Here is a 6,943-nt window from a genome sequence, read left to right on the forward strand (position 1 = left end):
AGCATCTTCCTTTTATTGGTTTTGTTTAACATAGTATACATTCGTATACTTTATTAAACAACAGGTTTTTGGAAAAGGGTTGAAATTAAGGGTTGGAATTCTCATTTACGAAGGGGCGTACATAGGGGATGTGCTATAATTTCGCGCTAAAAAATCCGCTGCAGCAAGTGCAGCGGATTTCATTCACTCTCCAGTAAAATGAGGGGATCTTTTTTCTGAAAAAGCAGCAAGTGCCTCCGTCCTGTCTTTCGTTGGAATCGTGATTTCATAAGCCTTGCGCTCTATCTGCATACCTGTCTGAAGATCGGTATTGAGCCCGTGCTTGATAGCAAATTTAGCCTGCCTCACTGCTACAGGGCCGTTTTTGGCGATTTCTCCAGCAAGCTGAAACGCAGATTTCAGCAATTCCTCGCCAGGCAGTACTTTGCTTACAATGCCATATTCCTTCGCTTCGTCTGAAGTAAGCTTTCTGGCCGTTAAAATTAGTTCCATTGCCTTGGCTTCTCCAATCAGCCGAGGAAGGCGCTGTGTGCCGCCCGCTCCAGGTATAATCGCCAGGCTTGTTTCAGTTAACCCGATTGACGTGCCTTCAGCGATGATTCTTACATCGCAGGCGAGGGCAAGCTCCATTCCGCCCCCGAATGCGTATCCGTTGATTGCAGCAATTACTGGCTGTGGAAGCTGTTCAATTTTCGTAAAAACCTCGCCTATCTTATAAAGGTTTCTTCTTACCTGTTCATCAGACAGCGTTTTTCTTTCTTTCAAATCAGCGCCGGCGCTGAATGCCTTGCTGCCTGACCCCGTTATAATGAGAACTCTGACTTGGGGATGAACCCTGATTTCTTCGACTTTTGATTCCAGCTCGCACAGCAGGTCATAATTAAAACAGTTAAGAGCCTGCGGCCTGTTCAGAGTTAGCAGGGCAATATTGTTTTCAATGTTCAGTTCGATACTGTTCATCATGCAGTCTCCCCTTAATTTTGAAGTACCTGCTGCTTCAAGGCCCTTCTCAGAATTTTGCCTGTTGTATTTTTTGGCAGCTCTTCGAGAAACTCAATGGAGCCCGGTACTTTATACTTGGCAAGGTGCTCCCTGCAGTATTGGATCAATTCCTCTTCTGTTACTGCTTTGTCTTTTAAAACAGCAAAGCATTTCACAGCTTCACCAAAGTTCGGATCCGGCACGCCAAGTACAGCTGCTTCCAGTATTTGAGGATGGTTATACAAAACCTCCTCCACTTCACGAGGATACACATTATAGCCGCCTACAATGACAAGATCTTTTTTCCGATCAACAATATAGAAATATCCTTCATCATCCACTTTGGCTAAATCTCCGGTATAGAGCCAGCCATTTCTGATAGTATGATCTGTTTCTTCAGGCATTTTATAATATCCCGCCATCACATTCGGTCCCCTGACGATCAGTTCCCCTACTTCTCCTGGTGGCAGCTCGTCCCCAAGCTCATTGACAATTTTATTTTCCACATTTACGATGCTTTTCCCGATGGAGCCCGGCTTTCTCGGTGAGTCAAGGGGGTTAAAGCATGTGACAGGAGAAGCTTCAGATAAACCGTAGCCTTCCGAAATAACCACTTTGAATTTTTGCTCAAATCCTTTTAACAGTGCGACCGGCATGGAAGCCCCCCCTGATATGCACAAACGGAGAGATGTAAAATCTTCCGGATTGCCGTCAGGATATTGCAAAAGGAAATTATACATGGTCGGAACTCCGGCAAACACAGTTGCTTCATATTCCTTGGATAACCGGAAGATTTCAGCAGGACTGAATTTGGGAACAATCAGCAGCGACGCTCCTGTCATCAGCGGTGCATTCAAAGAAACTGTCAGGCAGAACACATGGAACATCGGCAGTGCGGCAATGACTCTATCATCCTTCGACATCTTTAAATACTGCCCTACATCAATGGCGTTGCTGTACAAATTCTTATGTGTGAGCATGGCGCCTTTTGGTTTTCCGGTGGTTCCTGATGTGTAGAGAATAATAGCTGTATCATCGTCCTGCAGTTCTGGAAATTCTCCTCCTTCAGCACCAAGCCCCAAAATATTTGTAAACGATTTCATTTTAGGGTACACACTCAATTGGCTGATATCTGCAGAAGCTTTCTCTTTACTGAGCGGCGTATCACAAACAATGATATGCTCAATTTTTGGCAATGCGCCATTCATTTTTTCAAACAGCGGAATCAGCACATCCAGAGTAATGACAGCCTTTACATCTCCATTATTAAGGATATAGCCAATTTCATCAGGTGTGTAGATTGGATTGATGGGAATGATCGTGACCCCAGCTCTCATTGCCCCATACAGTGATATGACAAAATACGGTGAATTCCCCAAAATCAGTGCTGCGTGATCTCCCTTTTTCAAACCAAGCTCTTTAAGGCCTGCGGCAAATTGAGTAACGGCTCCCTCAAGCTCTCCATATGTAGCGGTTTGACCCTCGAAGTAGTATGCTGGTTTACTTTGATACTGAGCAGCTGTTTGTGTTAACTGTGAACTAAGATTCAATTCTCCCACCCCTTTTCCATAAAAATGAATGGAGACTCATTCATTTCTGAGCGCCAGTTTGTCTGACAAGCAGGCTTTCCCATTATCCCGTCATCAGAAACGAACAATTCATTTTTATGAGATTTAAAATTCTAAATACTAAGTTTATTATAGAGAATATTTACCCAGCAGACAAGGCGCGGCTGCTATATTTCCTTTAAAACAATAAGAAATGCCGCAGCTTTTGCTGCGGCTCCGGGAATTAATACAGAAGATCGATAAACTCTTCTTTTTCGATATTTCCAAAATAATGTTTAATATTGATATCTTCCAGCGCTTTTGCAATGCTGTCTCTCTCATATCTTTGATACTGAAGCCGCTCCTCGATTTCGCTGACATCGCCCACACCAAAAAAGTCTCCAAAGATTTTGCATTCTTCAATTCTGCCTTTTTGGACTTCAAGCCTTACATCAATTGAACCGACAGGAAATCTATGTGAGTGCTGAATATTGAATTTAGGAGATTTTCCATAATTCCATTCCCAATTTTGATAGCGCTCTTTAGAGAGAGCATGAATATTCTCCCAATCCTGTTCTGTTAACTGATATTGGGGAATTTCTTCATCCTTGTCAAAAATATATCGAAGCAGCATTTCCCTGAATTCCAAAACAGTGATTTTTTCTGTTAAAAATTCGCTGATATTGGCCACCCTGCTGCGAATGGATTTAATTCCTTTGGACTCTATTTTATCTTTTTTTACTTTTAATGCAGAAACAACATTTTCTATTTCCGAATCAAACAGCAGCGTTCCGTGGCTGAACATCCGGCCTTTCGTGGTAAACTGTGCATTACCCGAAATTTTCCTTCCTTCTGCAAGAATGTCATTCCTGCCGCTTAGCTCAGCTTGTACGCCAAGCCGTCCGAGAGCCTGCACAACAGGTTCAGTAAACTTTTTAAAGTTGTGAAAACTGTCTCCATCATCCTTCGTAATAAAGCTGAAATTCAAATTGCCGAGATCGTGGTAAACCGCTCCGCCGCCGGAGAGACGACGGACCACGTGCAGCCCTTGATCCTCTACATACTTTGTATTAATTTCTTCCACAGTGTTCTGATTTTTCCCGATAATAATAGAAGGTTCATTTATGTAAAACAGCAAATATGTATTGTCGGGATTAAGATTTTTCAGGCAATACTCCTCAATTGCAAGATTGATACGCGGATCAGTAATATTTTGATTGTCTATAAATAGCATATTATGCTTCTCCTTCCCAAACGAGCCCGGAAGCAGCAAGTCTGACTGGGCCGTCATAGGTCTCTTTTGTTTCCTTTACTAAGTTATCGTGATTCCCGAAATGAGGCAAGTGGGTTAATATGACTTCTTTTACATCAGCTTCCCTGGCAAGCTTCGCAACATCCCTGCTGTTCATATGCCCGGCTCCGGAACCATCCTGATCTCCGTACAAATTACATTCAGCTATCAGGACATCTGCTTCCTCCGCAAAAGAAATGAGTTCATCTTTGTAGCTTGTGTCAGCCGTATAAAGAATAGTGCTCACACCATCTGTTATTCTCATCGCATAACAGGGCACAGGATGAACTGTTTTCAAAAATCTGATTGTAAGCGGGCCGATTTCAAGCTCCTGATCCGGATAATAGGCCACTCCCCTTGTGTTGCTTTTATAGGTGAGCCCGGCAAAGCCTCCTTCATCCTCGTTGTGGCCATAGATTGGCAGTGCCTCCCGCTTCTTTCCGAGAAAAGACTGTATTAACAGGGCATGCTGAATACCGCCTATATCGGCTATATGGTCGTGATGATAATGGGACACAATGATAGCATCGAGGTTTTCGGGTGCTGCATAATTTTGAAGCTGTGATAGTACAGCACTTCCACAGTCCACAAGCAGCCTGAAGTCTCCGGACTCCACCAAATATCCCGACGAGGCTTCATTCGCAGCAGGATATCCTCCCCAATAGCCTATAACAGTCAGCTTCATCCTCATTCCTCCTTTGATCATGACCTCTCTAATCAATATACCCATTTTTCTTTTTTTCTGCATGTTTTCTGCATTTGTTACAAAACAGTTGTTGACATATTTTTATCTGTTATAATACAATAAAACCAAGAACAAATGATGGAGGGGAAAACATGATTGAAAAAATGACTGAATTTTTTAAAAACTTGCCCGCCAAAAAATGTGCCAGCTGCGGAACCGACATTGAAGAACAGCACGAATGTTACGGAAACAATTGTGACAAATGCCTTAACATGGGTGATTTGTAAATCTGCAAAAGCGGGGCTTCCAGCCTCGCTTTTTTACTGAGGTTCAGGCCCATCGAAAAATTTCTTGAGAAAATAATGTATATTTTTTAGTGAAAATCCTACAATATATAAAGTAAAAGTGGTTGATTTTAACACTTCATTAAAGGGATATAAGCCCATGCAGGAGGAAAGACATGCCAGAAGGTAAAGTAAAGTGGTTCAATTCAGAAAAAGGTTTTGGTTTTATTGAAGTGGAAGGACAGGAAGATGTTTTTGTTCATTTTTCTGCCATCCAGGGTGAAGGGTATAAAAGTCTTGACGAAGGTCAAACAGTGAGCTTTGACATTGAGCAAGGCGCCCGCGGCCCTCAGGCAACAAACGTTCATAAGCAATAAATGGGAGACACCATTTATTGCAAAAAGGCTTCCTCACAAGGGAAGCCTTTTTTCTATGAAAGAATTGGCATTTGACAGCAGGATGGTTTTAAATATTTCAACTTAGGATACAACTACACTAGGGAGGTTTTATACCATGAGATGGATTAAAAATTTTATCAAAGTATTGCTGTTAAAAAAAGTGTTCGACTTTGTGAGAAGAAAACTGATTAAATAGCTAGAGATTTACAAGAACCTTGTTTGTTGACTCACGAATAACCAGTTCCAGCTGAAACTTATGAACCTCTTGTTTTACAGAATGTTTTGAAGCCAGCTGGCTGACCATAATGTCCATTGCTTTTTTTGCCATGTCCTGTACAGGCTGATGGACCGTGGTAATTCTTGGTTCTATTAATTCTGTAATGATTTGATTGTCAAATCCTATTACTGCAAGATCATCAGGCACCACCCAGTGATTTCTTTTCGCTTCAGCAATAAGCCCTGCTGCCACTTCATCAGAACCGGTAAAGATGGCAGTAGGCTTTTTTGCTTTGGCTGCCAGCTGCTGAAAAACTCTTTTTCCGTCTTCGACCTGAAAAGCATTCCGGAAAGCCAGCTCTTCCTGAAAAGGAACGCCGTACTCTGCCAAAGCTTTCCTGAAACCAGCCTCCCTGGCTTTGGATACATTACTCCGATAGCTTCCACAGCAATAGGCAATAGCAGTATGTCCATTCTCAAGGAGATGCTTCGCTGCGATATACCCTCCATACGCCTGATCGAGAAGAACCATTGGCACTCTTGCATTCTTTTCAAATTCGTTGCAAAGCACAATGGGACCATATTCTAAAAACGGTTCTATTTTACTCCATTCATTTTCAAAAGATGCCAGTATCACCCCATCCACCTGCTTCACTTTCAGCAGCTGAAGATAAGTAAGCTCCTTTTCTGCAGAATATTGAGTCTGACACACAAGCAGCTGATAATGGCTGAGAGACGCTGCAATCTCAAGGGTTTCTATGAGCTGGCTGAAAAAAGGATTCATCACCCTTGGAATAAAAACTGCAATCACTCCCGTTTTTTGATTTCTCAAGCTTCGTGCAGAAGAATTCGGCACATATCCAAGCTCTTCCATTGCCTGCAAAACCAGGTCTTTTTTTGCGCTGGACACATAAGGGTGTTTATTGATGACCCTGGAAACAGTTGTCCTTGATAGTCCGGCGAGCTTCGCTACATCTTCTATTGTTGCCAAATTTATCCCTCCCTGCTGATACAGCAGTTAATCTACCAATAAGCACAAAAAATGAAATCGTTTTCATTAAATTATATGCAATTATGAAAGGGGTTTCAATAGTTTTCCTTCTTTTTCTATTACGGCTTACTATTTATCTTGGAAACATTATAGTGCGCGGCTCCTGTTGCTGCATGATAAAGGGTTCCGTTTTTCTACCGCAAAACTCTTTTTGCATATTAAATGCAGTTAAAATTCCACTGCTTTTGCAGTGCTCATTGCTTTGTTTCATTTAAAGACATCCTTTTTGAAAGGGTGGAAAGGGGCTTTGGAAGCCACTATTCATATATAAACGGAAGAACTCCGCCTATTCAGAAAAAACAGGGAAAATGGCCTGAAATAAACGGAAAAATTCCACTAGCATTGCAAAAATATCCACAAGGGTATACTGAGTTTACTCTATATGTAATTTAAGTATAATTTTACCATCAGAGCTTCTTCGTTCAGAGCCAAAAAGTCTAGGGGGTTGTAATTGAACCCAGTTATCCAAAAATTGGATATTATTTTCTTT

The 6,943-nt window shown here is 41.9% G+C and carries 7 protein-coding genes; 2 read left to right on the forward strand and 5 right to left on the reverse strand.

Annotated features, from left to right (window positions below):
* Positions 1-183: 183 nt before the first annotated feature.
* The 4 genes from GJU40_RS15640 to GJU40_RS15655 form a co-directional block, all read right to left on the reverse strand.
* The gene (locus GJU40_RS15640) at positions 184-960 is read right to left on the reverse strand and encodes an enoyl-CoA hydratase-related protein (protein WP_154309014.1); all 777 of its coding nucleotides are present in this window, start codon (positions 958-960) and stop codon (positions 184-186) included.
* A 14-nt stretch (positions 961-974) separates the two neighbouring features.
* Positions 975-2,531, reverse strand: a complete 1,557-nt coding sequence (locus tag GJU40_RS15645) for a fatty acid--CoA ligase family protein (RefSeq protein ID WP_154309004.1) — start codon at positions 2,529-2,531, stop codon at positions 975-977.
* A 241-nt stretch (positions 2,532-2,772) separates the two neighbouring features.
* Positions 2,773-3,762: a lipoate--protein ligase gene (lplA, locus tag GJU40_RS15650; protein WP_154309005.1), complete on the reverse strand. Its 990-nt coding sequence runs from the start codon at positions 3,760-3,762 to the stop codon at positions 2,773-2,775.
* Between the two features lies 1 nt (position 3,763).
* Positions 3,764-4,504 carry an MBL fold metallo-hydrolase gene (locus tag GJU40_RS15655; RefSeq protein WP_154309015.1) on the reverse strand — a complete coding sequence of 247 codons (741 nt, stop codon included), beginning with the start codon at positions 4,502-4,504 and terminating at the stop codon, positions 3,764-3,766.
* 152 nt (positions 4,505-4,656) lie between these two features.
* Between GJU40_RS15655 and yhfH the strand changes: the two genes are divergently transcribed.
* Both yhfH and GJU40_RS15665 read left to right on the forward strand, forming a co-directional pair.
* A complete protein-coding gene (yhfH, locus tag GJU40_RS15660; protein WP_154309006.1) occupies positions 4,657-4,791 on the forward strand; it encodes a protein YhfH in 135 nt (44 codons plus the stop codon).
* Between the two features lie 173 nt (positions 4,792-4,964).
* Positions 4,965-5,165, forward strand: coding sequence for a cold-shock protein (locus tag GJU40_RS15665; protein WP_154309007.1), 201 nt, complete (start codon positions 4,965-4,967; stop codon positions 5,163-5,165).
* A gap of 217 nt (positions 5,166-5,382) precedes the next feature.
* Here GJU40_RS15665 and GJU40_RS15670 read toward each other — a convergent pair whose 3' ends face one another.
* The gene (locus GJU40_RS15670) at positions 5,383-6,393 is read right to left on the reverse strand and encodes a LacI family DNA-binding transcriptional regulator (RefSeq protein WP_154309008.1); all 1,011 of its coding nucleotides are present in this window, start codon (positions 6,391-6,393) and stop codon (positions 5,383-5,385) included.
* Positions 6,394-6,943: the final 550 nt, after the last annotated feature.

Source organism: Metabacillus lacus, assembly GCF_009674805.1.
Lineage (GTDB): Bacteria > Bacillota > Bacilli > Bacillales > Bacillaceae > Metabacillus_C > Metabacillus_C lacus.